General features: G+C 43.7%; 20 protein-coding genes, 5 pseudogenes and 1 riboswitch. Of the genes and pseudogenes, 6 read left to right on the plus strand and 19 right to left on the minus strand.

Annotated elements, in window-relative coordinates:
• Positions 1-2 precede the first annotated feature (2 nt).
• From cobA to hemA, 4 genes are read right to left on the minus strand one after another with little or no spacing between them, the layout of a single operon-like run.
• Positions 3-1520, minus strand: a complete 1518-nt coding sequence (gene cobA, locus DQQ01_RS09510) for a uroporphyrinogen-III C-methyltransferase (protein WP_111919836.1) — start codon at positions 1518-1520, stop codon at positions 3-5.
• Between the two features lies 1 nt (position 1521).
• Positions 1522-2424 (minus strand): hydroxymethylbilane synthase, encoded by a 903-nt coding sequence (gene hemC, locus DQQ01_RS09515; protein ID WP_111919837.1) that lies wholly within the window; start codon positions 2422-2424, stop codon positions 1522-1524.
• Complete coding sequence (locus DQQ01_RS09520) at positions 2412-2906, minus strand: precorrin-2 dehydrogenase/sirohydrochlorin ferrochelatase family protein (protein ID WP_111919838.1); 495 nt, start codon at positions 2904-2906, stop codon at positions 2412-2414. The genes hemC and DQQ01_RS09520 overlap by 13 nt, the downstream gene beginning before the upstream one ends.
• On the minus strand, positions 2896-4125 hold the full coding sequence (gene hemA, locus DQQ01_RS09525) for a glutamyl-tRNA reductase (protein ID WP_111919839.1): 1230 nt from the start codon (positions 4123-4125) through the stop codon (positions 2896-2898). Before hemA ends, DQQ01_RS09520 begins: the two co-directional genes overlap by 11 nt.
• A 153-nt stretch (positions 4126-4278) precedes the next feature.
• Positions 4279-4463: riboswitch (cobalamin riboswitch) on the plus strand.
• A gap of 164 nt (positions 4464-4627) precedes the next feature.
• On the opposite strand from hemA, the pseudogene DQQ01_RS09530 reads away from it, so the two are divergent.
• The 5 genes and pseudogenes from DQQ01_RS09530 (at position 4628) to DQQ01_RS18155 (ending at position 8138) form a co-directional block, all read left to right on the plus strand.
• Positions 4628-5375: pseudogene (locus DQQ01_RS09530) on the plus strand (energy-coupling factor ABC transporter permease).
• Position 5376: 1 nt separating this feature from the next.
• Complete coding sequence (locus DQQ01_RS09535; protein ID WP_111919840.1) at positions 5377-5679, plus strand: cobalt ECF transporter S component CbiN; 303 nt, start codon at positions 5377-5379, stop codon at positions 5677-5679.
• A gap of 24 nt (positions 5680-5703) precedes the next feature.
• Complete coding sequence (gene cbiQ, locus DQQ01_RS09540; protein ID WP_111919841.1) at positions 5704-6480, plus strand: cobalt ECF transporter T component CbiQ; 777 nt, start codon at positions 5704-5706, stop codon at positions 6478-6480.
• Positions 6477-7031: pseudogene (locus tag DQQ01_RS18150) on the plus strand (energy-coupling factor ABC transporter ATP-binding protein); the annotation flags it as partial. The gene cbiQ and the pseudogene DQQ01_RS18150, both read left to right, overlap by 4 nt.
• Before the next feature lie 318 nt (positions 7032-7349).
• A complete protein-coding gene (locus DQQ01_RS18155; protein ID WP_242980725.1) occupies positions 7350-8138 on the plus strand; it encodes a sirohydrochlorin cobaltochelatase in 789 nt (262 codons plus the stop codon).
• 146 nt (positions 8139-8284) lie between these two features.
• Here the strand turns inward: DQQ01_RS18155 and DQQ01_RS09550 are convergent, their stop codons facing one another.
• The 11 genes and pseudogenes from DQQ01_RS09550 to cobT all read right to left on the minus strand — a co-directional run bounded on the left by DQQ01_RS09550 (position 8285) and on the right by cobT (position 18253).
• A complete protein-coding gene (locus DQQ01_RS09550; RefSeq protein WP_111919843.1) occupies positions 8285-8983 on the minus strand; it encodes an HAD family hydrolase in 699 nt (232 codons plus the stop codon).
• 156 nt (positions 8984-9139) lie between these two features.
• Entirely contained in the window at positions 9140-10618 is a 1479-nt protein-coding gene (locus DQQ01_RS09555; RefSeq protein WP_111919844.1) for an NADase-type glycan-binding domain-containing protein, read from the minus strand.
• A 20-nt stretch (positions 10619-10638) separates the two neighbouring features.
• A complete protein-coding gene (locus DQQ01_RS09560) occupies positions 10639-11289 on the minus strand; it encodes a precorrin-8X methylmutase (RefSeq protein ID WP_111919845.1) in 651 nt (216 codons plus the stop codon).
• A gap of 12 nt (positions 11290-11301) precedes the next feature.
• Positions 11302-12811: pseudogene (locus DQQ01_RS09565) on the minus strand (cobyric acid synthase).
• A 20-nt stretch (positions 12812-12831) separates the two neighbouring features.
• Positions 12832-13875 carry a pyridoxal phosphate-dependent aminotransferase gene (locus DQQ01_RS09570; RefSeq protein ID WP_111919846.1) on the minus strand — a complete coding sequence of 348 codons (1044 nt, stop codon included), beginning with the start codon at positions 13873-13875 and terminating at the stop codon, positions 12832-12834.
• 11 nt (positions 13876-13886) lie between these two features.
• The gene (cbiB, locus tag DQQ01_RS09575) at positions 13887-14867 is read right to left on the minus strand and encodes an adenosylcobinamide-phosphate synthase CbiB (RefSeq protein ID WP_111919847.1); all 981 of its coding nucleotides are present in this window, start codon (positions 14865-14867) and stop codon (positions 13887-13889) included.
• Entirely contained in the window at positions 14860-15465 is a 606-nt protein-coding gene (locus DQQ01_RS09580) for a histidine phosphatase family protein (protein WP_111919848.1), read from the minus strand. Before DQQ01_RS09580 ends, cbiB begins: the two co-directional genes overlap by 8 nt.
• Positions 15458-15844: a bifunctional adenosylcobinamide kinase/adenosylcobinamide-phosphate guanylyltransferase gene (locus DQQ01_RS09585; RefSeq protein WP_111919849.1), complete on the minus strand. Its 387-nt coding sequence runs from the start codon at positions 15842-15844 to the stop codon at positions 15458-15460. The genes DQQ01_RS09580 and DQQ01_RS09585 overlap by 8 nt, the downstream gene beginning before the upstream one ends.
• A gap of 22 nt (positions 15845-15866) precedes the next feature.
• Entirely contained in the window at positions 15867-16640 is a 774-nt protein-coding gene (gene cobS / locus DQQ01_RS09590) for an adenosylcobinamide-GDP ribazoletransferase (RefSeq protein WP_111919850.1), read from the minus strand.
• Positions 16621-17190, minus strand: coding sequence for a bifunctional adenosylcobinamide kinase/adenosylcobinamide-phosphate guanylyltransferase (locus DQQ01_RS09595; protein ID WP_111919851.1), 570 nt, complete (start codon positions 17188-17190; stop codon positions 16621-16623). The genes cobS and DQQ01_RS09595 overlap by 20 nt, the downstream gene beginning before the upstream one ends.
• Before the next feature lie 13 nt (positions 17191-17203).
• Positions 17204-18253 carry a nicotinate-nucleotide--dimethylbenzimidazole phosphoribosyltransferase gene (gene cobT / locus DQQ01_RS09600; RefSeq protein WP_111919852.1) on the minus strand — a complete coding sequence of 350 codons (1050 nt, stop codon included), beginning with the start codon at positions 18251-18253 and terminating at the stop codon, positions 17204-17206.
• Between the two features lie 173 nt (positions 18254-18426).
• Between cobT and DQQ01_RS18160 the strand changes: the two are divergent.
• Positions 18427-19877: pseudogene (locus tag DQQ01_RS18160) on the plus strand (DDE-type integrase/transposase/recombinase).
• Positions 19878-20129: 252 nt separating this feature from the next.
• Here the strand turns inward: DQQ01_RS18160 and DQQ01_RS18420 are convergent.
• The 4 genes and pseudogenes from DQQ01_RS18420 to DQQ01_RS09625 all read right to left on the minus strand — a co-directional run bounded on the left by DQQ01_RS18420 (position 20130) and on the right by DQQ01_RS09625 (position 25379).
• Positions 20130-21535, minus strand: a pseudogene (locus DQQ01_RS18420) (cobyrinate a,c-diamide synthase).
• A gap of 14 nt (positions 21536-21549) precedes the next feature.
• The gene (gene cobK / locus DQQ01_RS09615) at positions 21550-23544 is read right to left on the minus strand and encodes a precorrin-6A reductase (protein ID WP_111919853.1); all 1995 of its coding nucleotides are present in this window, start codon (positions 23542-23544) and stop codon (positions 21550-21552) included.
• The gene (cobJ, locus tag DQQ01_RS09620) at positions 23537-24268 is read right to left on the minus strand and encodes a precorrin-3B C(17)-methyltransferase (protein ID WP_111919854.1); all 732 of its coding nucleotides are present in this window, start codon (positions 24266-24268) and stop codon (positions 23537-23539) included. The genes cobK and cobJ overlap by 8 nt, the downstream gene beginning before the upstream one ends.
• On the minus strand, positions 24261-25379 hold the full coding sequence (locus tag DQQ01_RS09625) for a cobalt-precorrin 5A hydrolase (protein ID WP_111919855.1): 1119 nt from the start codon (positions 25377-25379) through the stop codon (positions 24261-24263). The genes cobJ and DQQ01_RS09625 overlap by 8 nt, the downstream gene beginning before the upstream one ends.
• Positions 25380-25394 lie beyond the last annotated feature (15 nt).

Genomic DNA, 25394 nt, shown 5'->3' on the forward strand with positions numbered 1-25394 from the left:
CCTTACTTACGGGCTGTTTTTCCCTTTAATTCTATTACCAGTTCCAAAAGGCTGTCAATAGACGCTTCCCTGGCTCTGTAAGTTTCCATGCCAAGGGCATCTGCCTCTGCCTGTGTCTGTCTGCCAATGCAAGCTGCCCGCACCTTTGTAAAGTCAAGCCCTTTTGCCGCCTCTCGAAAGCCTCTTACTGTAGAAGCACTGGTAAAGACTGCACAGTCAATATCCCCTGTTTCAAATCCTTTTTTGCGGTCAATCAAATCTCTTGTTTCATAAAAAGTATCGTAAATAGGAATATCATCCACCTGGATTCCCGGCTTTTGAGATAGCTCTGTAAGAATTTCCTGGTTGCACATTCTGGCTCTGGGCAAAAGGATTTTTTCTGTTCCTTCACAAAGCTCACACAGTCCCCTTCCCAAGGCTTCCCCGTCAAAAATTTCCGGCATATAATCTGCAAAAATTCCTCTTTCCTTTAATGCCTTTGTTGTTCCCTTTCCAATGGCTGCAATTTTCAGCTTTGCCAGAGCACGGATATCTGTATGGCATTCCTGCAGTTTTTCAAAGAACACCCGCACTCCTGTAGGACTGGTAAACACAGTCCACTGATAAGTATCCAATTTTTCCAGAACTTCCAAAAGCTGTGCATTTTCCTCCACTGGCTCTGTGCGAATGGCAGGCAGCTCCAGCACTTCTGCTCCCATAAGGCGCAATTTTTCTGCCATAGAGGAAATCAAATCTCTGGGACGGGTCACTAAAACCTTATATCCGGAAAGAGGCAGCTTTTCATGCCATGCAAATTCCTCTGAAAGAGCACAGACTCTTCCCACCACAATAATCGCGGGGGTTTCAATTCCCTGCCTCTTTACCTCTTCTTCTAAAGTGGAAATGGTTGCCACAATCCGCTTCTGTCCTGCTGTAGTGCCTTTCTGCAAAATCGCGGCAGGCATATCCTTATCCATACCTGCCTGCAGCAAAGACCCACAGATATCCGACAGGGCGCTGACACCCATCAAAAAGACCAGGGTTCCCTTTGTACGAACCAGGGCTTCAAAGTCAATATCATAGGCTGCTCCCTGCTTTTTATGTCCTGTAATAATATGCACAGACGAGGTAAAATCTCTGTGTGTCACCGGAATCCCGTTGTAGGCAGGCACTGCAATGGGAGAAGTCACTCCCGGCACCACTTCATAGGGAATCCCTTCTTTCACCAGCAGTTCCAACTCCTCTCCGCCTCTACCGAAAAGGAAGGGGTCGCCGCCCTTTAGCCGCACCACACGGTATCCTTTTTTAGCCTCCTCTACCAGCACCTGATTAATCTGTTCCTGGGGCATAGTATGATGAGAAGCCCGTTTTCCCACATTGATGCACCGCACCTGTTCCGGTATCCGTGAGAGAATCTCCTGACCTACCAAACTGTCGTAAACAACCACCTCTGCCTGCCTTAAGATTTCCATACCTTTTACGGTGAGCAGTCCTACATCACCCGGGCCTGCGCCTACCAGCCAGACTTTTCCTGTATTCATACTATGCTCTCCCTTCCTGTCTTTTTTCACATCTGCTGCGAAGTTCCTTTGCCAGGGAAATTCCCAGCTCTTCTGCGTCTTTTGCACTGCCTGTCTTATCGCCCTTTTCATAGTTTCCGGTTTTCTCATCATAATAAAGTCCCAAAAGGAAAAGCTCCTCTCCCTTTAGCACTGCATGAGCCGCTACCGGAGAAGAACAGCCGCCGTCCAGAAAACGGACAAAGGCTCTTTCTGCTGTTGCTGCATAAAGACTTTCCCTGCTGGCAAACTCTGTCAGGTAACCTGCGTCCTCTCCTCTGCGTCCTTGTACGGCCAGGATTCCCTGTCCTGCTGCCGGAATCATCTCCTCTGGCTCAAAATAACGGGAAATCCGATTTTTCAGTCCCAGACGCTTTAAGCCGGCTGCCGCCAGAATCAGTCCGCTGTATTCCCCGCTGTCCAACTTTGCAAGCCTTGTCTGTACGTTTCCCCGGACACTTTTGCACTCCATATCTGGATAAAGCTCTTTGAGCTGCAAAATTCTTCTGAGGCTGGAGCAGCCTATGGGCTTTGTCTTATCCAAGGTATCCGTTCCTTTGGGAAGCACCAGCACATCTCTTGGGTCCTCTCTTTTGGAAAATGCCAAAAGAGGTAATTCCTCAGATACTTCCATGGGCATATCTTTTAAGCTATGCACGGAAATATCAGTTCTTTTATCCAGAAGCGCCTTATCCAGCTCCTTTACAAAAAGTCCCTTTCCTCCGATTTTATCCAGGGTTCTGTCTAAAATTTTATCCCCTGTGGTCTTCATGGTACAGATTTCTGCTTCTACCCCATTTCCACTGTTTTCAATGGCCTTTTTCACCATTTCACTCTGCACCACAGCCAGCCTGCTTTCCCGGCTTCCAATGATTATTTTTCGCATATTTCCTCTTCCTTTCGGCTTTGTTCTAAGGCCTTCTGTGTTTTCTGCCGTACCTCTTTTACTTTTTTGTGGTTTTTTCCGCTGCCGTTAAAGCCCAGCACCACCCCGTCGTATTCCAGAATACCCGGAAAATGAAAATCACACTTAAGCTGATTACTGGCTGTATTCACCGGTATACCAAGACATTTACAGGCACTGTAAATATCCTCATTGACCTTCTCATCATCTGTAGCGGCAAGCACAAGATCCGCATCATACAAATCCTCTCTTTCATAGGACTTCTGCCTGTATACCAGCTTTCCCTCTGCCGCAAGAGATGCCATTTCCTCTGTGCAGACAGGAGCAATCACTGCAAGCTCTCCCACAAAGTCCAAAAGCGTCTTCACTCTTCTGGTAGCAATCACACCTGCCCCCAGCACCACTGCCTTTTTTTCGCTTAAATCCACAAACATGGGAAAAAATTTCTTTTCTTCAGTCTTCATACAGCTTTTCCAGCCCTTCCACACAATTCAAAAATTCCTGCTCCTCTAAAAAATCCTTAAGCCCGAACATCATTTTATTGACAACCTTTGCCGCCGCTGTATCAATGGCATTTAACAGATTTTCCCTGTCAGTGTCCTCCATAGGGGTTTTCCTGAGAATCTTTAAAATACGCAGATTCAAATCCTGCACAGCCTCTGCCTTGATATCCTGGATTCTGGGAATCAGATTTCTTCCTCCATACCAGTTGTAGAAGTCTTCCATCTGCTCTTTCAAAATCTCCCCTGCCTTTTCCATACTTTCCTTCAGTTTTGGCGAAGCTGCGGAAATTTTAAAGCTGTCAATGTCATAAAGGGTAATACCATCCAGCTCTCCCACTGTTGGCTCAATATCCCTAGGCACAGCCAGATCAATAAGAATCAGATGTTCGGAAGGCTCTGCTTCCTCTAAAAGTTCTCTTGTCAGGGTATAATTGGGACTCGCTGTTGCACTGACCACCAAATCGCACTGAGGCAGAAATTCTCCTCTGTCCCCATAATTAATCCGCTGGCAGCCTCTTGGAATATTCACCACACCACTTCTGTACTGCCGCACAGTGACCGTCACCTCTGCTCCGGCCTCCTTAAGCGCCAGAGCCGCTACTTTTCCCATTTCTCCATTTCCAATCACCATACAGGTTTTACCAAAAAGAGAAAAGCCTTTTTCCTCCAGACAGTGAATGGCCTGATGAATGACCGAGCTGTTGCCTCTTGAGAAAACCACCTTTGTCTTTACCTTTTTTGCTGCTGTCACTGCCATGCGAAACAGCACCTCCAACACATTGTCTGTGCAGTAGGATTCCCTTGAAAGGCTTAAGGCGTCCTTTACCTGGGTAATAATCTGATCCTCTGCCAGAATCTGGGATTTCAGCCCACTGGTCAAGTAAAACAAATGTTTAACCGCCTCTTCCTCTGTCCTCTCCGTAAAGTATTGCCTGTAAAGCCCCGGTTCCTTCTCCTTTTCCCTACACAAAAATTCATAGAGCGATCCCTGCCACTCCTCCTCTGTGCTTGCCCAGATTTCCATTCGGTTGCAGGTTGATAAGATAATACAGCCTGCAATCCCCGGTTCTGCCTTTAAATGCTCCATTGCGGCTACGGCATTTTTTTTCGTAAAAGAAAACTGCGCCCGGATATCCACGGCTGCCCTGCTGTAGTCAATGCCAATCATGGAAATACTCATATTTTTAATCTCCCATATCTTTTGTTGCTTTTCTAAAAATCTTTTTTCATCTTAGCATAGAATTCTTTTAGACGCAACTTAAGTATTTTGTAATTTTTGTACAATTTTCTTTCCGAAAACATTGACAAAATCTCCCTATATGTTACAATGAAGCAAGAATTGAATGTATCAAGGTGCCTGCCATGCAGGAGAATAGGAAAGTTAAGTGAAAATCTTACACGGTCACGCCGCTGTAATGGAGGAGCTGTAGTTTCAATATGTCACTGAGATTTTTCGGGAAGGCGAAAATACAGCAATGATACCTGAGTCAGAAGACCTGCCTTATACATGCGATTTACACAGGTTACGAACGATGGCCTTGTGTAAGAACAGGTTGGCTCATAGCAGATCAATTCACTTTGCTATCCCCCTCTTGTTCTTCTGATGCCTGTCGGTCTTTGCCGTACAGGTTTTTTTCTATTTATAAAACTTTTATTCATGAAAATCAGAAGGGAGAAGAAAAATGAGTAAAAATCAAAAACGGATTCTTGTACTGGCAAGCGCCTTTGCGCTTACCTTCGGCATTGTCCCAACCGTCAGTGCCATGCACATTATGGAAGGCTACCTTCCGGGCGGATTCTGCATTGCATGGGGTGTTCTTTGTATCCCGTTTCTCATTGCAGGATTCATGTCTATTAAAAAGACGTTAAACGAACACAGAAACCTGGTCACACTGCTTGCCATGTCCGGCGCCTTTGTCTTTGTGATTTCTTCTTTGAAAATTCCTTCCGTAACAGGAAGCTGTTCTCACATGACAGGTACAGGACTTGGGGCCATTTTATTCGGCCCTGCCGCGGTTTCCATTCTGGGACTGATTGTCCTTTTGTTCCAGGCTATTTTGCTGGCACATGGCGGACTTACTACCATTGGTGCAAACACCTTTTCCATGGCAATCGCAGGACCCTTTGTTTCTTACGGTGTATATAAATTACTTCAGAAGACAAATCTGAGCAAAAAAGTCTGTGTCTTCTTTGCTGCATTTTTAGGCGATTTGTTTACCTACTGCGTAACCGCAGCGCAGATGGCGCTGGCACACAACGCAGACACCACCTTTGGCGCTGCTTTTGGCAAATTCTTAATGGTATTTGCTCCTACTCAGATACCTCTGGCACTGATTGAAGGAGTCATTACCGTACTGATTATCATGGGGTCTGGAATCCTATGCAAAACCTGAGCTTCGTGCCATTGGTTATTTAAAGGAGGGAAAGTAAGATGAAGAAAAAAGTCATTCTTGCCATTGTGGTAATCTTCTTAATTGCATTTGTTCCGCTGTTTGTCTTAAAAGACGCGGAATTCGGCGGCTCTGATGACGCCGGAAGCACGGTGGTTGAGGAAGTTGATTCTTCCTACGAGCCCTGGGCAACTCCCATTTTTGAAAAACTGATTGGCGGCGAACTCCCCGGAGAAGTAGAGAGCCTGCTTTTCTGCCTGCAGACCGGTATCGGCGTGGGTGTGATTGCTTTTATTATGGGACGCTTTGTAGAGCGTAAAAAATGGTTAAAAGACGAAAACTAAAGTTCTCTGGCGAAAGGAGTTTCTATGATAGTCATTGACAAGCTGTGTTACAATTCCCGGCTTAGATATGAAAATGCCAGTGAGAAATTTGCCTTTGCAGTGATTACACTTTGTATCTGTGTGATGAGTCGTTCGGCTGCAGTGGCAGGTATCGTGTTAGCTGTGACAGGGATTCTTACCGTTTGGAAAGGGGGAGTCCCTGTTTTGCGTTATTTAAAATTTCTCACTGTACCTCTGGCATTTTTGTTTTTAAGCACCATTGCCATTATGTTCAATTTAAAACGTACCCCCATGGATTTTTTCGCTATTCCCATTGGAAACTGGTATCTGACAGCAAGCTTTCATTCCTTTTTTTATGCGATACAGCTTATTCTCACAGCCCTTGCGGCTGTTTCCTGTCTGTACTTTCTGTCCTTTACCACTCCCATGCCGGATATTCTGGAGGTTTTGAAAAAACTGCGCTGTCCAAAATTACTGATTGAGCTGATGCTTTTAATCTACCGCTTTATTTTCGTACTTCTGGACATTGCCTCTGCGATTTCCACGTCCCAGAACTGCAGGCTTGGAAACAGAAATTATAAAACTTCCCTGAAATCCTTCGGACTTCTTGGCTCTGTGCTGATGATACGGGCTGTTCAGCGCTCCAACCGTCTTTATGACGCCATGGAGGCCAGGTGTTATGACGGCACCATACGGGTACTTTCAGAAAATCAGCCCCCAAAGAAAAAAGTCATTGTTGCCATTGTGCTGTTTGATACTGCTTTATTTATTTTTGCTGTATGGAGGAGATTCTTTTCATGAATTCAGATATTATTTTAAAAGCAGAAGACCTGCATTTTTCTTATGATGATGACCACTCCCATTCCTTAAACGGACTTTCTCTGGAAATTCGCCGTGGACAGAAAGTGGCTTTTATGGGAGCAAACGGCAGCGGAAAATCTACCTTTTTTCTCTGTTGTACAGGAATCCACAGACCTCAGTCCGGAAAGCTGTATTTTAATGGGGAAGAAGTACAATATAATAGGAAGGGACTCTTAAATCTCCGCAGCAAGGTGGGAATTGTTTTTCAGGATCCGGACAACCAGCTTTTTTCTGCCAGTGTGTATCAGGAAATCTCCTTCGGGATTCTGAATCTGGGCGTTTCCGAAGAGCAGGCCAAAAAAAAGGTGGAGGAAGTCATTGATTATTTGGAAATCACCCCCTTCCGTCACAAACCCACCCATGCATTAAGCGGCGGTCAGAAAAAGCAGGTTTCTATTGCCGATATTCTGGTTATGCACCCGGATATTATTATCCTGGACGAGCCTGCCGCTGCCCTGGATCCCAAACATACAGCCATGGTCAATCACATTGTAGACCGCATGACAGAAAACGGCATTACTGTGCTAATGGCAACCCATGACGTGAATTATGCTTATGAGTGGGCAGATGAAATTATGCTGTTTCATGAGGGAAAGGTACTGATGCACGGCAGTCCTGCTGAAGTTTTCGGAAACCGGGCAGCCCTGCGCCGGACCAATCTGGAACCTCCGGCTGTATTAGAACTTTTTGAAAGCTTGTGCAAAAAAGGTATTTTAAAAGCCTCTCTCCCTTTGCCGAAAAATTTAAAAACACTGGAAAAATACATTGCAGAAATTAACTTAAATCCACACTACGGAGGTACAAAAATCATGTCAGAAAATACAAAAAAAGCGATTTTGGCAGTAAGCTTCGGCACCAGCCACAACGATACCAGAGCAGTCACCATTGATGCCATTGAACAAGATATGCAGAACGCATTCCCGGATTATCCTCTGTACCGAGCTTGGACCAGCAAAATGATTATCAAAAAGGTAAACAAGCGGGACAATGTGCATATTCATACCGTAAAAGAAGCTATGGAGCAAATGCGCGCAGACGGCATTACAGACGTTCTGGTTCAGCCCACCCATGTTATCAATGGCATTGAAAATGATTTGATGAAAGAGGACGCTCTCTCCTATCGGGAATACTTTCATTCCATTTCCTTTGGGGATCCCCTTCTCACCAATGAGCAGGACAATCTGGAAGTCATTCAGGCTGTGGCAGAAGAATTTTCTCATCTCACCAGGGACGAGGTGCTGGTGCTTATGGGCCACGGTACCACCCATTATGCCAATTCCATTTATGCGGCTCTTGATTATACCTTTAAGGATAAAGGATATGAAAATATTTTCCTGGGAACTGTAGAAGCATATCCGACTATGGAAAGCCTTCTGAAAATGATAAAAAATTATAAGCCTTCCAAAGTGGTGCTGGCGCCCTTTATGATTGTGGCAGGGGATCATGCGAAAAACGATATGGCTGGCGATGATCCAGATTCCTGGTACAGTCAGTTTAAGGCGGCCGGATACGAAGTGGAACCCGTTGTCAAGGGACTGGGCGAATATCCGGGAATCCGGAAACTGCTGGTGGAGCATTTACAGGCGCTGGAAAAATAAAAGCAGCGCGAGGAAAATCTAGGATTTCAAAAAATGGAGATGTTTTTAGTAAACAAAAAGTAATGTTTTGGAAAATACCAATATAATAGGCAGACGGAGTGAGCCAGACACAAGAGTTTCTTCACTTCGTCTGTCTATTTTAAAGATCATCTTTTATCACATATAAATATATCCCCTGCTATCCACTTCGCCACAGACTCCAGAGATTCCATTTTCCCATACAGACACTCCCTCACCGGTGCGTCCTCGGTCAAAATATCAGGAATCATAACCACCTTTGTTCCTGCCTCGCAGGCAGAACGGATTCCGTTATAGGAGTCCTCCAGAGCCAGCGCATCCTCTGGTCTGAGCCCCAGCTTTTTACAGGCAAGCTGATAAATTTCAGGAGAAGGCTTTCCCCTTGCCACCATCTCTCCTGTAATGACTTCCTGAAAATAGCGTTCAATGCCCTGCCGTTTCAATTCAGGTATGGTATACTCGCTGTGGGTAGAGGTTGCCACTGCCATTGGAATCTGCCTGCTTTTTAAAAGTTCTAAAAGCAGAACCAACCCCTTTTTCTTTGGAATCCCATGGGTTTGCTCATAAGCATGATAAATTTCATGATAACGGTCTGTAAATCTCTGAAGCGGAAAATCCTCGCCATATTTTTCCAGAAAATACTGATTTCTCTGTACACGGCTCATTCCCAACGTATTTAAAATATTTTCACCAAATCCGGAATAGCCCAATTCTGCTCCCGTTACTTCCCAACTGTACTGAATGATTCTCTCTGTATCCAACATCAGCCCGTCCATATCAAAAATTACTCCCTTTATGGGAAAAAGCACAGGTATTTTCCACTCCATGATTTCTCTCCTTATCTAAAACTTCTTCTTAAAACATACCATGACTTCGTGTTTGCAGTCACTGGTTTTATAATACCATATACCCAAAGTAAAAGCAAAGAAAGGAAAACGCCACACAGATGGAGAAACCACTCTGTATGGCGAAAACATTTACCTTTATTCATATAATTCAACTTCTGAAATGCAGGTATCCTGCCATCTGGAACCTTCGTATGCAGATTTCAGATATAAAGATACATAAGAAGCCTCTACGGGTTCATCAAAAGAAAGACAGAATTTTTTCTTTTCATCAGAAAACTCTACCTCTTTTTTCTGCTTATCTCCTACCTGTATGGTCAGAACCTTTGGTCTGGAATTGTATTGCCAAAGCTCATCACTTCGCCAGTTTCCCAGATACAGTACCATATAGCGAATTTTGTGGATTCCGTCTAAAGACAGCTTTATACCCTTTCCTTCTCCTGTACCCTCCTCGTTTTCCTGCCAGGAGGTGGAAGCATTTCCGTCCACAACGCTTTTCGCACTGTAATCATAATTTTCTGACTGCTTCACTGAATTTTCCTCTGTGCCCTTTGGCTGTATCTTTTTGTATTTGGAAAAATCAATCTCTTCTGCTTTTATAAGCTTAAAAAACTCTTCCTTCTTCTGTCCCTCCGCTGGTGCAGCAACCTCCGAACTCTTTTCCTTTACTGCTTCCTTGCTGTTTTTATTCACTGTTTCCTGATAATATGCTTTTTCCTGCTGCTCCATTTCCTTTATCTTATGAAAGCCAAGGGCAATTCCTGCTGCCAGGCAAAGAGTAAGAAACAGCGTAGATAGGAGAACCGTGCGTCTTCTGCTTTTTCTTCTCTCAGGGGGCAACGGCTGCTTTTCTTTTTCCTCTTTTTCGTCTTCTTCTGCAAAAAAGTTTTCCTCTTCCAGGAAAGCTTCCGATTCTTCTTCCGGTTCCTGAATACATTCTTCCGGTTCTGGATTCTCCGCTGTTTCCTGCTCCAGAAAAGCGGTTACTTCTGGTTCTTCTTTATCCGCTTCTTCTGTAAAAACTTCGATTTCCGGCTCTGATTCCATAGGATCTTCTAAGCTGTCAGACTCCGTTTCCGGCTCTGATTCTTCACTTTCTTCTGCAAGGTTTGTTATTGCCGATTCCGGATCTTTCATAGAGTTTTCCAAAGCAGGCGCTTCCTTCCTCTCAATTTCTTCTCCTGCTGTTTCTGTAAGAGTTTCCGAATTATCTGCATTTTCCCCGACTTCAAAATCTGCGTTTTCTTCCTTTTCTGCACCAGCTTTTTCCGCGCTTCCCTCTTCTTTTGGATTCTCAACGGATTCTGCCTTTTTTTCTTTTCTTCTGCCCCAAAAGCCTTTTTTTATCTTTTCCGGGCACTTCCCTTTTGCAAAGTCTGCCTCTGTCTGCACTTCCTGTACGGAAGTATCCGTCTTTTGGGCTTCTTCCTCTTTTTCTGAAACTTCTAAAGAGTCTGCTTCCTGCTCTTTCTTTAGAATCTGTTCCAGTTCCTCATCTGACTTATAGTATGCCCAGACGTCTGTTTCGTCCATATATTCCGGAAATACGGCCTGTCCGCAGCGACTGCAATACAAATCCGCATCTGAAAGTTCTTTCCCGCATCTTTCACACTTCATAGCTTTCCTTTCCTGGATTTTTATTTCCAGTAATCTCTCTCATTGTCAATCATGTACAGTAATGCATTACAGATACATGCCGCAATGTTGCTGCCTCCCTTTCTTCCTCTTGCAACAATATAAGGAACCTGTGTATCCATAATCATTTCCTTTGATTGTACCACATTTACGAAGCCCACAGGAACCCCTATAATCAAATATGGTGAAATTTTTTTCTCTTCTATAAGTTCGTACAGTCTTACCAGAGCTGTAGGTGCATTTCCAATGGCAAAAATCAGAGGTTTGTTCAGAGAAGCCGCCTTGTCCATACTAACTGTCGCTCTGGTACTTCCCAGCTCCTTTGCCTTTTCTGCCACGTCTTCATCAGACATAAAGCAATACACCTCTCCCCCGTATTTTGCCAGGGCTTTTTTGTTGATTCCTGCCTTTGCCATCTGGGTATCCGTCACAATGCAGGCGCCGTTTTTAATGGCCTCCAAAGCCTTTTCTACTGCTCCTTCAGAGAAACACAGATTCTCCGCATAATCAAAATCTGCACTTGTGTGAATACACCTTTTTACAATCAATTCTGTTCCCGGAATCAGTTCTTTCTCTCCCAGTTCTTCCGTAATAATTTCAAAGCTTCTTGTTTCAATTTCCCTTGGTTTTACATTCTCCAGTTGTATCTTCATACCTGCCGCCTTTCAGATTCCCTGTTCCAGAATCTCATATATTTTCTTCATATCCAAATGTTTCCGAAGTCCCTCTGCCAGCTTATCATACTGTGTTTCTTTAAATTCCGCAAAATTGACTCCCGCCATATTGGATACATCGATGCCCTTTTGTTCTCCCAGTCCTTCTACTACCTTTTTCGCCACATCTTCTTTATCAAAGATTCCATGCACATAAGAGCCGTAGACATTTTTGCAGTACGCGCCGTCCATTTTGGACTCCTGTTTTTACCATGTCCGTAATTTCTGTCAGGCTTTCTGCTCCCTGAGAAAGCGTACTTTCTCCCATATGGATTTCATAACCTTCCAGTTGCACTCCCATGAGTGTATGCAGGATTCCTTCCACTTTTGGAAATCTTCCCTGGACTCTGGTTCTGGTCTTGGATTCTTTAAAAACCGTATGCATAGGCAAAAGCCCCATACCCTTGATTTCGCCTCCGGCTTCCACATGTTCCGGGTCGGAAAGCGTTTCTCCAAGCATCTGATAACCACCACAGATACCGAAAATCACCTTGCCTTCCGCTGCCTTTTTCAGCACAGCTGCTTCCAATCCGTTCTGTCTTAACCACAGTAAATCTTCCATGGTGTTTTTCGTTCCGGGCAAAATAATCATGTCTGGATTTTTTAATTCATTGACGTTTTTTACATAGCGCAGGGACACGCCGGGAATGACTTCCAAAGCATTAAAATCCGTAAAATTAGAGATTCTAGGAACTCGAATAACCGCAATATCCAACACGCCAACCTCCTGATTTCCTGAAAAGCGCTCGGTCAGGCTATCCTCATCTTCAACCTCCAGCTCCATATACGGTGCAACACCCACCACCGGAATGTTCGTCTTCTCCTCCAGTGTTTTTACTCCCGGATCCAGTATGGTTTTGTCACCCCGGAATTTATTGATAATCATACCTTTTACCATTCGCTGCTCATCTTCTTCCAGCAGCATAATGGTTCCTACAAGCTGTGCAAAAACTCCCCCCCGGTCAATATCTCCTACCAGAAGCACCGGTGCTTTTGCCAGTTTTGCCATACCCATATTTACAATATCTTCCTGTTTCAAATTGATTTCTGCCGGACTTCCCGCACCTTCAATCACAATAATATCATACTCTTCTTCCAGCTTGTGATATGCCTTCATTACCTCCGGAATCAGCTGCTTCTTATAGGCAAAATAATCTCTGGCACTCATGGTTCCAAGCACTTCTCCGTTTACAATTACCTGACTTCCCGTGTCATTGGTCGGCTTCAAAAGAATGGGGTTCATCAGCACAGACGGCTTGATTTTAGCCGCCTCTGCCTGCATCACCTGCGCCCGTCCCATCTCCATTCCCTCCTCTGTAATAAAAGAATTCAGCGCCATATTCTGTGACTTAAAGGGAGCCACCTTATATCCGTCCTGCTTAAAAATCCGGCAAAGACCTGCGGTAAGCAAACTCTTCCCTGCATTGGACATGGTTCCCTGTATCATAATTGCTTTTGCCATAATCCCTCTTCCTCTCTTTTCTATATTTCTATTTCATCAAATACCTTCAAAAGTCTTTCATTTTCTTCTTCTCTTCGGACCGCAATACGATAATATCCATTTCCCAGCCCTTCATAATTGCTGCAGTCCCGAATAGATACGCCTTTTTCAAGGCACTTCTCTCTCAGCCCTTCAGGTCCCTGAAAGAAAATATAATTTGCCTCAGATCCATAAATCTGAAATTCCCTTTTTTCAAGTTCCCTGAGCAGAAATTTTCTCTCCTTTCGGATTTTTCCAAGAGTTTCCTCTACATAAGTCCTTTCTTTTAAAGCTGCCTCTCCTGCTGCCTGAGCAATCACCGATACATTCCACGGCTGCATGACTGCTCGCATTTGAGCCAGTATTTTACTGTCACTACAAAATCCATATCCCAGCCGCAATCCTGCCATGGCATACTTTTTTGTAAATGCCCGAACCAGAAAAAGTCCCGGATATTCTTTTAAAAATGGCTTCATAGTATAGCTTTTAGGGTCTTCCAGAAAATCCGTAAAGCATTCGTCTAATACCAGAAATGCTCCGCACTGCCTGCATTTTTCGGCAATGCTTTGTACATATTCCAGATTTTTCAGTACTCCGGTAGGATTATTGGGATTGCAGAAAAACACCACATCGGTATCTTTCTCAATAGCGTCTATAAAACTTTGATTGGGAATAAATCCCTCCTCTTTCTGCAGATAATGATAACGAATCTCGCACCCCACAGCCTGCAGCGCCTGCTGATATTCAGCAAAAGAAGGCGCCAAAAGAAGGGCTTTTTTAGGTTTTAATGCCAGAGCCAGCCCAAAAATCAAATCTGCCGCTCCATTGCCGCAAATAATCTGTTCGTAGGGAATTTCTTCTTCCAGAGCCAGGGCTTTTCTCAATCTGCTGCACTCCACATCAGGATAGCACTCCGCTTTTTCTACTGCGTCCTTTGCTGCCTTTTTTACCCCTTCCGGCATTCCGTAAGGATTGCAGTTTGCCGAAAAATCCAGTACATGGGGATACCGGTATACATCTCCCCCGTGTATATGTAAATTTGCCATTTTTCTCTCCTTTAAAGCAGCCCCAAAACTCCGACTGCCAATAAACGTATTCCTGCAAATACAAAAGTTCCCAAGGCTGCACTGATATATAAAAGACGGTTTGCACGACAGATGTCCCTGTCTTCTACCTCCCTCAGTCTGTCGCCTATGGCAGGTTTCTCATAAAGCTTCCCAAAGTAATATGCGTTTCCCGCCAGCTGAATATCCAGAGCGCCTGCCATAACTGCCTCTGTCTGTGCAGAATTGGGACTGGCATGCTTATAACGATCTCTTTTAAATATCTTTTTTGCATTTTTTCCGTCCATTCCTGCCATATAAGCCCCTGCAATCATAAGCCAGGCAGAAATTCTGGCCGGAATATAGTTTGCGATATCGTCCAGCTTTGCCGCATATCTTCCGAAATTCAAATACTTCTCATTTTTATATCCTACCATGGAATCCATGGTATTAATTCCCTTGTATAAAAACATCAAAGCAGGACCGCCAATCGCCATATAAAATAAAGGTGCGATAATACCGTCAGAGGTATTTTCTGCTATGGTTTCCACAGTTGCCTTTGTCACACCTTCTTCTGTAAGTTCTGCTGTATCCCGTCCCACAATCATGGAAACAGCATATCTGGCTTTCGGTAAATCTTTTTTCTCCAGTTCCCTGTATACCCGCATACTCTCGTCCTTTAAAGACCTTGTTGCAAGCATCTGATAACAGAAAAAAGTTTCCAGTGCAAAACCCAAAAGTACATGAATTTTATACCCTGTATACAAAAGACAAAACGGTATCAGTCCGCTGCCCATACAGATAAGAAGCACCAGAAGCGCCCCGGCTCTTCTCTCTCCTTTTTGGGTTTTGGGAAACCACTTTCTAAGCCGCTTTTCCAGAAAAGAAATACTGTTTCCTATGATACGCACTGGGTGATAAAGCCATCTGGGATCCCCTAAAAGTAAATCTATAAAAAAGCCCAAAAGAAGGGCTGCTGCTGTCCACTTAAGCATTGCCGAATTTTCCTTTCTTCACCAGGCCAATGGTCTGTTCTTGTTTCCATAGTTTCTCTTCTATAGTAAGCTCATAATAAGCTCCATTTTCAATTTGCCATTTAAAATATTCTCCCTTAGGCAGTGCAAAAGAACAGAGAATACTCATAATCGTTCCTCCATGTACCACCATGGCAGCCCGGGAAATATTCTTCTGTATGGCATGTTCCACACACTGCAAAAACCCTTTTGCACACCTGCTTTGGAAGGCTTCAGACGATTCTCCTTCTGGGAAAGGAAGGGTTCCGTTGCTGTCTATCCATGCCTGATAATCGGAATTTCCCGACAGTTCTTTATAAGATTTGTTCTCAAAAACTCCAAAATCGCATTCTTTTAAAAGCAAATTTTTTTCCATGGGGATTCCCGGATAAATACACTGTGCGGTTTCTATACAGCGCTTCATGGGACTGACGTATACAAACTCTGCCACTGGATAACTGCTCTTAAAAAGTGCTGCTTTGCCCTCCGGGCAAAGGGGTTCGTCTGTTCTTGCCCCAATGTATCTGCCTTGGGTATTTCCATAGGTTTTCCCATGACGTATCAATACCATTTTAAGCATTTTTTATCACCATTCCCATGCCACAGACTACCCGGATTACGGTCTGGCTTTCCTTTGCAAGATAGGTGCAGATTCTTCCGGTTGTTTCTCTGTATGTTCTGTCAAAAGCGTCCATGGGTACCACTCCATAGCCCAATTCATTGGAAATCAGCAAAAGCCGGGGGTTTTCCTGTAAAAGTCTTTCTGTAAGCCCTTCAAAGTTCCAGCCTTCTTTCAGACCCTTTTTCACCCACTCATGAAAATGATACAGACAGGTCACATGAAAAATATCCTCAAACTCTGCTTCCTTTCCGTCTTTCATCTCTTTTTCAGACACTCCAAACTGCTGCTTTACATATTCTTTTTTCCCCTGAAAAGCGCCGCCTATGATTAGTTTCATATCTCTTTTTTCTCCTTTTTTGTCAAAGAACTCTGCAGATTAACTCTCCCACCACGCAGGAAAAAGCCAGTACAAGTTCGCTAAGCTGCATATGAAAACCTGCCAAATCTCCGGTAATACCGCCAAATTCTTTCATTGCCATTTTATAATAATACAAATATTCCAAAGCTATGCCCAGAATCGCACAACCCCCGATAATGGGATTGTACAGCAGCATCAAAGCTACGCAGATAATCGTATAAATACTGCAGGTGATTTTCACACATTTTTTCTGTGCCCCGTCTGAAAAAGTTGCTGCCAGCCCCGTATTTTTTGCCATGGGAAAGGCTGCAATGGAAAAGCCTCCCAATGCTCTGGATAATACAAATCCAATGCACACAACTGGCAGACCTTTTCGGGTAAGTTCACTGTACACACCCAGATACAAAAGGAAATATACCACTGCTGTAATAATGGCAAAGGCTCCGGCATGAGAGTCCTTTAAAATCTCCAGTTTGCGCTCTCTTGGCTGATAGGAATGAAGGGCGTCAGAAGTATCCAACAGCCCGTCTAAATGAATACCGCCGGTTATCAGCACCGGTATCAACACCAGTACGGAAGCATAAAAAATCCGGCTTTCTGTAAGCGCTTCGCCAAAAGACCCCCACAGCCAGGTAACTCCTCCGATGAGAACCCCTACCAGAGGAAAAAAACACATAATGTAGCGCATATTTTCCTTTGTCCAGTCACTTTTTGGCATCGGTATTTTAGAATACATGGAAAATGCAATTTTAAAGCTATTCCACAATCGTCCCATTTCTCTGTCCTTCTTTTTCTTTGAATTTTTCAGGATTTCCTTTATAAAACAAAGGAATTCCATAGACTATTTCCACCACACAGTCTGCTCTTTTTGAAAGTTCCTGATTCATCTGTCCCAGATAACTCTGATACCGTTTTGTTTCTGCATCATACTCTATACCGTCTGAAAAAATTTCATTTGTCACGATTACAAGCTGCTCTGCCTGTACATGAAGGCAGTCAATTCCTTCCAGAATTTCCTCCACTGTGTGAACTCTCGCTCCGTTTTTCTGAAACATTTCATTGGCAGTCAGATTTGACATACACTCCAGAAGTACACAGCTTTTTTCCGGAATCTTTAACTTTTTTAATCCGGTATAACATTCTATGGTAGAAAAATTTTTCTCTGCCCGCATGCGACGATGGCGGGCAATCCTCTCGTGACTTTCTTTATCAAAAGGAAACATGGTCGCAATATAAATCCGGTTTAAATCTCCGAATTTTGTCACAATTTCCTCCGCATAGGCAGATTTTCCGCTGCCGCTGCCTCCTGTAATTACTGTAATCATATCTTCCGCCTCATCAATCCAAAGGTTTATAAGCCTCCATACCCCAGCCGTTAAAGTCGCTCATACCATTGTACACAGCCAGTCCGGTATCCAGAAGCGGGAAAAGATTCAGCGCGCCTGTTCCCTCTCCCAGACACATATCACAATGCAGAGGTGCTTCTTTTCCAAGGGCTTCTAACAGTAAAGCTCCTGCAGGCTCCTTTGATACATGAGTAGCCAGCATATAATCCCTGGAAACAGGACAAAGGCTGGCTGCCGCCAGAGCACCTGTAGCGGAAATCACACCGTCAATCAGCATTGGCATATGTAAAGCCGCACCTCCAAGAAACAGTCCGGCAATAGCAGCAATATCAAAACCACCCACCTTTGCCAGTACGTCTACTGCGTCCTCTTTGTTAGGGCTGTGCAGAGCAATTGCCTGCTTAATCACCTGTATTTTTTTATGAAATCCCTGTGTAGAAAGCCCTGCTCCTCTTCCGGTCATAGTTTCCACTGGAAGATCTAAAAGTACAGAAGCAACTGCGCTGCTGGTGGTAGTATTTCCAATTCCCATCTCGCCTGTGGCAATCATATCATAGCCTTTTTTCTTCATCATTTCTGCGATTTCAATTCCGGTTTCCAGAGCCTGTATTGCCTGTTCTCTTGTCATAGCCGGCTCTTTTGCCATGTTCTTTGTTCCGTAGGCAATTTTACGATTTAAAATACTCACATCTGAGGCAACGCCTACGTCTACAGGAAAAATATCACACCCTACACTTTTGCAAATAATACTGGAGGCAGCCTTTGTCTGAAGAAAATTCTCTGCTACCAGAGCTGTAATTTCCTGCCCGGTCTGGGTAACTCCCTCTTCCACCACGCCGTTATCCGCACACATAGGCACCAGCACTCTTTTGGGCTTTCGAACATCAGGATTGCCTGTAATTCCTGCAATCTGTACAACCATATCCTCTAACTTTCCAAGGCTGTGAAGGGGGTGAGCAATGCTGTCCCAGCGTTTCTTTGCATACGCCATGGCGTCTTGATTCAATGGTTTTATCTGTTGAATTGTTTCCTGTAGATTCATAAATTATGCCTCCTTATTTTTCTGGGTAGTGTCAAAAACTACCCATTTTTTATTGTTTAAATCTATTAAAAACCTTGATTTTTAGGGAAATCTGCAATAAAAAGAGCATTGACCTCCCTTTTTTGGTATAATGTCAATCGCCAAACCAACATCCCCGAAAGGAGCCAATGCTCATGGACATTATACAATACTTACTTTCTTTTATTCAATACCAACACCAACAAATCTGCTGGCTTTTAAATTTTATCTGCAGATATATCCCTCTTAAACAGTGGGCTTTCGATGATTCTCATTCTCCCAAATATCAAAAATTCAAAGTTGATGAACTTCCGGTCATTAAAACCTTTGTCAAACAGGACTGGCAATTCCTTCTAGAATACTATACATGGAAGTATCACAAATCACTCAAACCAGTGCAACGACGCAATGGAAAATCCATTCCTGAAGATACCATCTGCCCCTTATGCGGTGCTCCACACCATTTCATCTATGACAACAATGGTGGAAACGGACAATACCAGTGTAAAGTTTGTGGTCAGACTTTCATCTCAGGTGAAGTAGCTTCTGCACCTGTTCGTTTCATCTGCCCTCACTGTGGTAAGACCCTTGTAGCTAAAAAAGATCGCAAGTTCTTTCGTATACATAAATGTGTAAATCCGAAATGTCCTTATTATCTGCACAATCTCAAAAAAGTTGAGAAGAAGGATCTAAAAGAGGACTATGGCAAAAATAAATATAAACTCCATTACATCTACCGTGAATTCACTGTAGATTTCTTTACCATGGATTTAAATTCACTACCTAAGAATGCTTCATCCTTAAAATTTCCAAACACAACGCACACGTCATGTCTCTTTGCCTGACCCTACATATCAACCTTGGATTATCTCTAAGAAAAACATCCCAAGCACTAAAAGACCTTTACAACATCAGCATCTCCCATCAGCAGATTGCTAACTATTGCAAAACTGCGGCTGTTTGCATTAAGCCCTTTGTTGATCATTATGACTATAAAACAGGAGATGTTTTTACCGCTGATGAAACCTATATCAAAGTAAGAGGAATCAAAGCTTATATCTGGTTTATCATGGATGCTGCAAGTCGTTCTATCATCGGATACCAGGTCTCAGACAACCGAAGTGTCGGTCCCTGTATCCTTGCAATGAGAATGGCTTTTCGACATCTCACAGAACTACCGAAAAAATTTAAATTCATTGCAGATGGATATAGTGCATATCCACTAGCTGCCATGGAGTTTGCTAAAAAATTTAAAGATGATTTTAAATTTACCATCACACAGGTTATCGGTTTAACCAATGATGACGAAGTTTCAAAAGAATTTCGTCCTTATAAACAGATGATCGAACGTCTCAATCGCACCTACAAAGTTTCCTACCGAACTACCAATGGTTTTGATAATTATGAAGGTGCCAATTACGATTTAGCCTTATGGGTTGCTTACTATAATTTTCTGCGCCCACACAAGCACAATCATTATCAGGTACTCAACAAAGCTGATATGCTAAATGGCGCTGATAATATGCCAGGTAAATGGCAACTGCTCATTTTCTTAGGACAACAGACCATCTTAAACCTTCAAACTGAAAGTTCTAATTGTTCTTAGATTCCGAGCCTGAGGTAATATATCCAGCCATCGAAAGCAACGCTTTCGGCTTGCCCTTGATGGCACGCAAAAGAACTGCTACACTGCTGTATTCGACGGAAGAAGTTCTAACTGTTCTTGAGTTCTTCGCCGTCGGTGATTTATCTACAGCAGTTCTTTTGCGTGCTGTCAAGGGTGGCGTAAACTTACCTCAAACTAACATATCTGCAATTTTCAAGGTTCATCTGAGCCTTTTTCTTATCGCTCAGTTTTTCATAACTCAGTTGACACTACCTTTTTCTGTTGTCTGTAGGTTCTGCAGCGATCCAGAAATGCCATAGGAAGTTCTGGATTGCCGTAATAATAAAAGTGAGGAAAGCCTGCCAGCATCGTGTCTGTTGCATGTAGACAGTCCCACCCTCTGCTGCTTTCTGGCTTAGCTGCGAAACAGTCTGTGCCACAGTTTTCAGAGTCAAAATAATGAAATTCATGAGCGGGACAACTATCTATCGTCTTTCCGAAAAGCTTTCTCTCCTTGCTGGTCACCTGAATATAACCAAAACGGGACAAACGTGGAGTTTTATAGGCTTTTCCCGGTATCTGTCCCACTCCCCTGCATACCTTTCCCTGCATATCCTCAAAGGTATCGTGAAGGTACATAAAGCCTCCGCATTCTGCCAGAACCGGCAGTCCTTGTTCCAGAACTTTTTTTTATCTCCTGTCTTATGGATTCTCCTTTTTCCAGCTCTTTTCCAAAAAGCTCAGGATAACCTCCACAGAGCAAAAGACCGTCCAGATTTGCCGGAAGATGTGCGTCGTGAAGAGGAGAAAAATAACAGATTTTTCCACCCATTTTTTCCAGAAGTTCCAAGTTGTCCTTATATAAAAAGCAGAAGGCTTCGTCCTTTGCCACGCCAATACGCACTGCTTTTTCTGTCTTTTTTTTCTCAACCTGTTTTAAAAAATCAGGGGGTCTGCACCTTTAAATCCAGCGCAGAATTTCCCAGTTTCAACAGCCCGTCCAAATCAACAGTCTTTTCTAAAACCTCTGCCAGACGATTGAGCTTTTCTTTTAATTCTACCACTTCATCAGGCAGCACCAACCCCAGATGACGGCTTTCCAGTCTGCACTCCTCCACACGGGGAACATACCCGTAAACCGGGACATGAAGTTCCTCCTCTATGAGTTTTTTCACTCTGGGATACAACATGGGTGACATCTGATTTAGCAAAACTCCCTCAATATGACTGTCCTTTTGATACTTTACAAATCCTTGAACATAAGGCAGTATGGAAACACTCATTCCCTTGCAGTTTATCAGAAGCACGGCAGGAGTGTCCGTTACTTTTGCCAAATCGTAGGCGCTGGCTTTTGTAGCGATACCTCCCACGCCGTCATAGTATCCCATAACGCCTTCCATAACGGCAATATCTGCATCTTTGGCATTCTCCGTCAATAAATAACGAGTGGTTTCCTCATTCGTAAAAAAGGTATCCAGATTCGCGGATTTCGTCCCGATTACCTTTGCATGAAACATAGGGTCAATATAATCAGGGCCGCATTTAAAGGATACTACGTCCAGCCCTCTATTTTTAAATGCCTGAAGAATTCCACAGGTAACCAGGGTTTTTCCGCTTCCGCTGGCACCTGCGGTCAGTAAAAAACGGGGGATTTTCATAAGCCCCTCCTCTCTTATTCCGGGGATTCCATCTCTGAAATGCCTGCCCCGGTACAGGAAATAATATAAATAGGATTTTCTCCTGTCATCATGTGATAACCCACCACACTTTTTGCCTTGCTGGCAGCTATCTGTACAATTTCTGTATCCGTAAGAGGCAGTTCTTTTAAGCACTGCAGGGTTTCAGAAAGTGTTTCCAGAGCAATACAATTTATAACTATTCGCACCCTGGGATTTTTCTGTAAAAGCAGGCGTATGATTTCTTTCATATTGCCGGAAGAACCACCGATAAAAGCATGGGTACAGGGTTCTAAATCTTCCATAGCCTCAGGCGCTAATCCTTCTATAATTTCCAGATTATCCAGCGCAAATTTTGCCTTGTTTTTCTGCAAAACCTCTATGGCAAGAGGCTTCTTTTCAATGGCATAAACCTTACCTCTTCCTGCTCTTACCGCCATCTCTACCGACACAGAACCTGTCCCTGCCCCTACATCATAGCAAACAGAATCCTCATACAGACGCAATTTAGACAGAGATACTGTACGCACTTCTTCCTTTGTCATAGGTACCTTATCTCTCAAAAATGCACTGTCCGGAATCCCATGGGTAGCAAAGTTTCTCCGGTAATTGGGATTCTCCACATATACCACGCTTAAACTGTCTGCCTCATAATTCAAAAAGTCTTTTGGCGTTCCCCTGCGCAGAAGTTCGTTATCATAAGACAGCCTTTCTCCTGTATACATCTGTACTTCATCGAGTCCTATTTCCAGCAGTTTTTCTGCCAGCCCGGAGATTCCGTCCTTTGTACCAAGGATAGAAAACACCTTCTCATGGGTCTGAATCAGCCAGGGAAGTCTTTCTTCTTTCCCGTGGACACTGGTAAGCAAAACATCGTCCCAGGATTTTTTAATCCGACTCATAAAATAAACCGGGGAAGGGATTCCGCAGATAACCTTTACCTTATCTCCTAATACCTGAAGAAGCTTTTTTGCACCACTGTAAAAGCCGGTATCTCCGGATAAAACAAGAACAACCTTTTCATATTCCGGGTGTTTCTGAATATAATCGGCAATCTTCTGACTGTCATATTCCACATAAATATCCTGACCTCTTCTTGCACAGGACTCTACCATACGCCTTGCCCCAATCAGCAAATCCGCCTCCTGGATTGCCTTTTGGGCTTCCCCTGTACGGCTTTCTGCACTGCCCATACCAATTCCTGCCAGGGTAATTTCCGCCTGAGAAGAAAGAGAAAAACGTTCACACAACAGGCGTTTGCACTGCAGAACAGAAATCCCCTCTTCCTTTAAAGGTCTTCCGATGATAACAGGGGTACAGCCACAAATTTTAGCTGCCTCTATCTTTTCCTGAAAACCTCCGGTACTTCCTGACATCTTTGTTACCAGATATTTACAATCCAACTGCCGAAGCATGGCAACATTCAATTCTGTGGAAAAAGGACCCTGCATACAGATGAGATTTCTTCCTTCAAATCCCAGTTCTGCACACTGCCTTGCCACATTAGGAAGAGATAAAACTCTTAAAAAAACCCTGTTTTTATAATCTGAAAGAGCGGTAAATTTCCCTGCTTCTTTGCTTCCTGTTGTTACCAGAATATTTCCTTCCGTATGTTCCAAAAGGCCAACTGCTTCTTCTACAGAATCTGCATAAAGACTTTCCCTGCTGCCAGCCGCTTCGCTATTCTCCCGCAATATTCTTACATAAGAAGCATCTGTTTTTTCACAGGCCTTTCTTATATTCTCTGTCACTTCAGCGGCATAGGGGTGGGTTGCATCAAGAATCAAAGGCGCTCCCTTTTCCTGAAAAAGCTGTTCCATTTCTATTTCAGTAAGACGTTTATGGGAAATGTCCAGAGCATCTGAGGACGGCAAAAGCTGTTCTCCATACTCTGTTGCAACACAGATAAGAGCCGGAAGTTCTCTCCTGCTCAGAAATTCTGCCAGCTGTCTGCCCTCTGTGGTTCCGGCAAAAACAATGACCTTACACATTTTTATATCCTCTCGGCGTTACCATTTTTCCACCTATTTCTTTTGTCTGAGAATTTCCTACAAAAACAGTAGTAAACATATCCACAGAAGTCTTTTTCAGTTCTTCCAGTGTCATAACCTGCATGCTTTCCCCTTCTCTTCCAATATTCCCTACAATTCCGCAAACCGTATCCGGCGCTTTATACTGCAGCATAAGGTCGCAGGCCTTTTCCAGATAATCGTGACGCTTTTTGCTGGAAGGATTGTAAAGACAGATAACAAAGTCTGCCTGAGAAGCACTTAAAAGACGGGCTTCGATTTTCTCCCAGGGAGTCAGTAAATCACTTAAACTAATCAGACAAAAATCATGAATCAAAGGCGCTCCCAATACAGCCGCACCGCCTGTAGCTGCCGTAACCCCCGGAATAATTTCCAGCTCAACTTCCGGATATCTAGTACCGATTTCATACATCAGACCAGACATGCCATATACACCTGCATCTCCACTGCAAATCATGGAAACTGTCTTTCCGTTCATAGCTTCTTCAAAAGCAAGGACACAGCGATCCACCTCTTTTTTCATTGGCGTTGTCATAAATTCTTTTCCGGGGAAATGCTCTTTTACCAAATCCACATATACGGTATATCCAATAATCACGTCACTTTTTGACAATGCCTGTGATGCCTCAATCGTCATTTTTTCATAGGCACCTGGTCCGATGCCCACCACATATAATTTATTCAAAATCCACACTCCATTTCTTCATGGCAAGAGCTACCGTTACACCGTCCTGCGCATATTTTCTCTGTATCAGTCTACCTTTTCCTTCCTTGTTACTTCCCAGAAGAGCGGCTCTTTCGCACACATTTTCCACCCCTGTAATCTCTTTTACGAACTGAGATTCCGCATAGGTTCCTTCTACCTCTTTCAACTCCTCTGCCGTATAAGTGATAAAAGGAAGGTTTCTCTCCTTGCAGTACTCAAGAATTCCCTGCTCCTCTTTTTTCAGGTCAATACTTGTCACCTGTTCCATAGCCACAGAGGGAATCAGAAGCTCGTCGCATGCTCTTCTGATTACGCTTTCCACAGTTTCCTTTGAGGTTCCCTTTTTACAGCCCACGCCTGTGGTAATAACCCTTGGAATCAGATACAGCGTATGAACAAAGGGGTGCTGCAGATAACCTGTAGTGACACAAATTCCAAGCTCCGGCTTCTCCTCTTCCTCTCCTGTACAGAGTTTTAATTCCTCGGGAAGTTCGCCAAGCCATGGAAAATCACTGGCAAAACCGATTTGCTTTCCTGCCAGTACTGCCGCGGAAATTTCCTTTGCAAGGCTCATATCTGAAATATAACAGCCATTCCTTTTTGCGAAAATATCCACTGCAAATTTATCATTTAAATCCGTTGCTGTAGTCACCACCGGCTGTGCATGCACAATTTCTGCAATCTCTTCTGCCAGCTCATTGGCGCCGCCCAGATGCCCGGACAAAAGAGAAATGGAAAAATGTCCCTGCTCGTCCACAACTACTACAGCCGGATCCATTTTTTTGCTTTTTACAAAAGGCGCAATGCTGCGAACTGCTATGCCACAGGCGCCTACAAAAACAATGGCATCACTGTCGCAAAAACGCTGTCCAGTCCACTCATGAATAGATTCGTCCACAGGCTTTGCAAACTGTTTCACATTTCTGAAATCCCTGGAATCCTCCTCTAGCTGTGATTCGTCCAGCACCTTTTTTGTATATTTACTTTTGGTATAAGAGGTCACTTCATGACAACGCTCTTTCAGTACCCAGTACAGCATTTCACTCAGACGGTAACCGGACTGACTGAAGCTGATAATTGATATTTTCATAATCCACCTCCGTAT

The sequence above is a fragment of the Blautia argi genome, from assembly GCF_003287895.1.
GTDB classification, from domain to species: Bacteria; Bacillota; Clostridia; order Lachnospirales; family Lachnospiraceae; genus Blautia; species Blautia argi.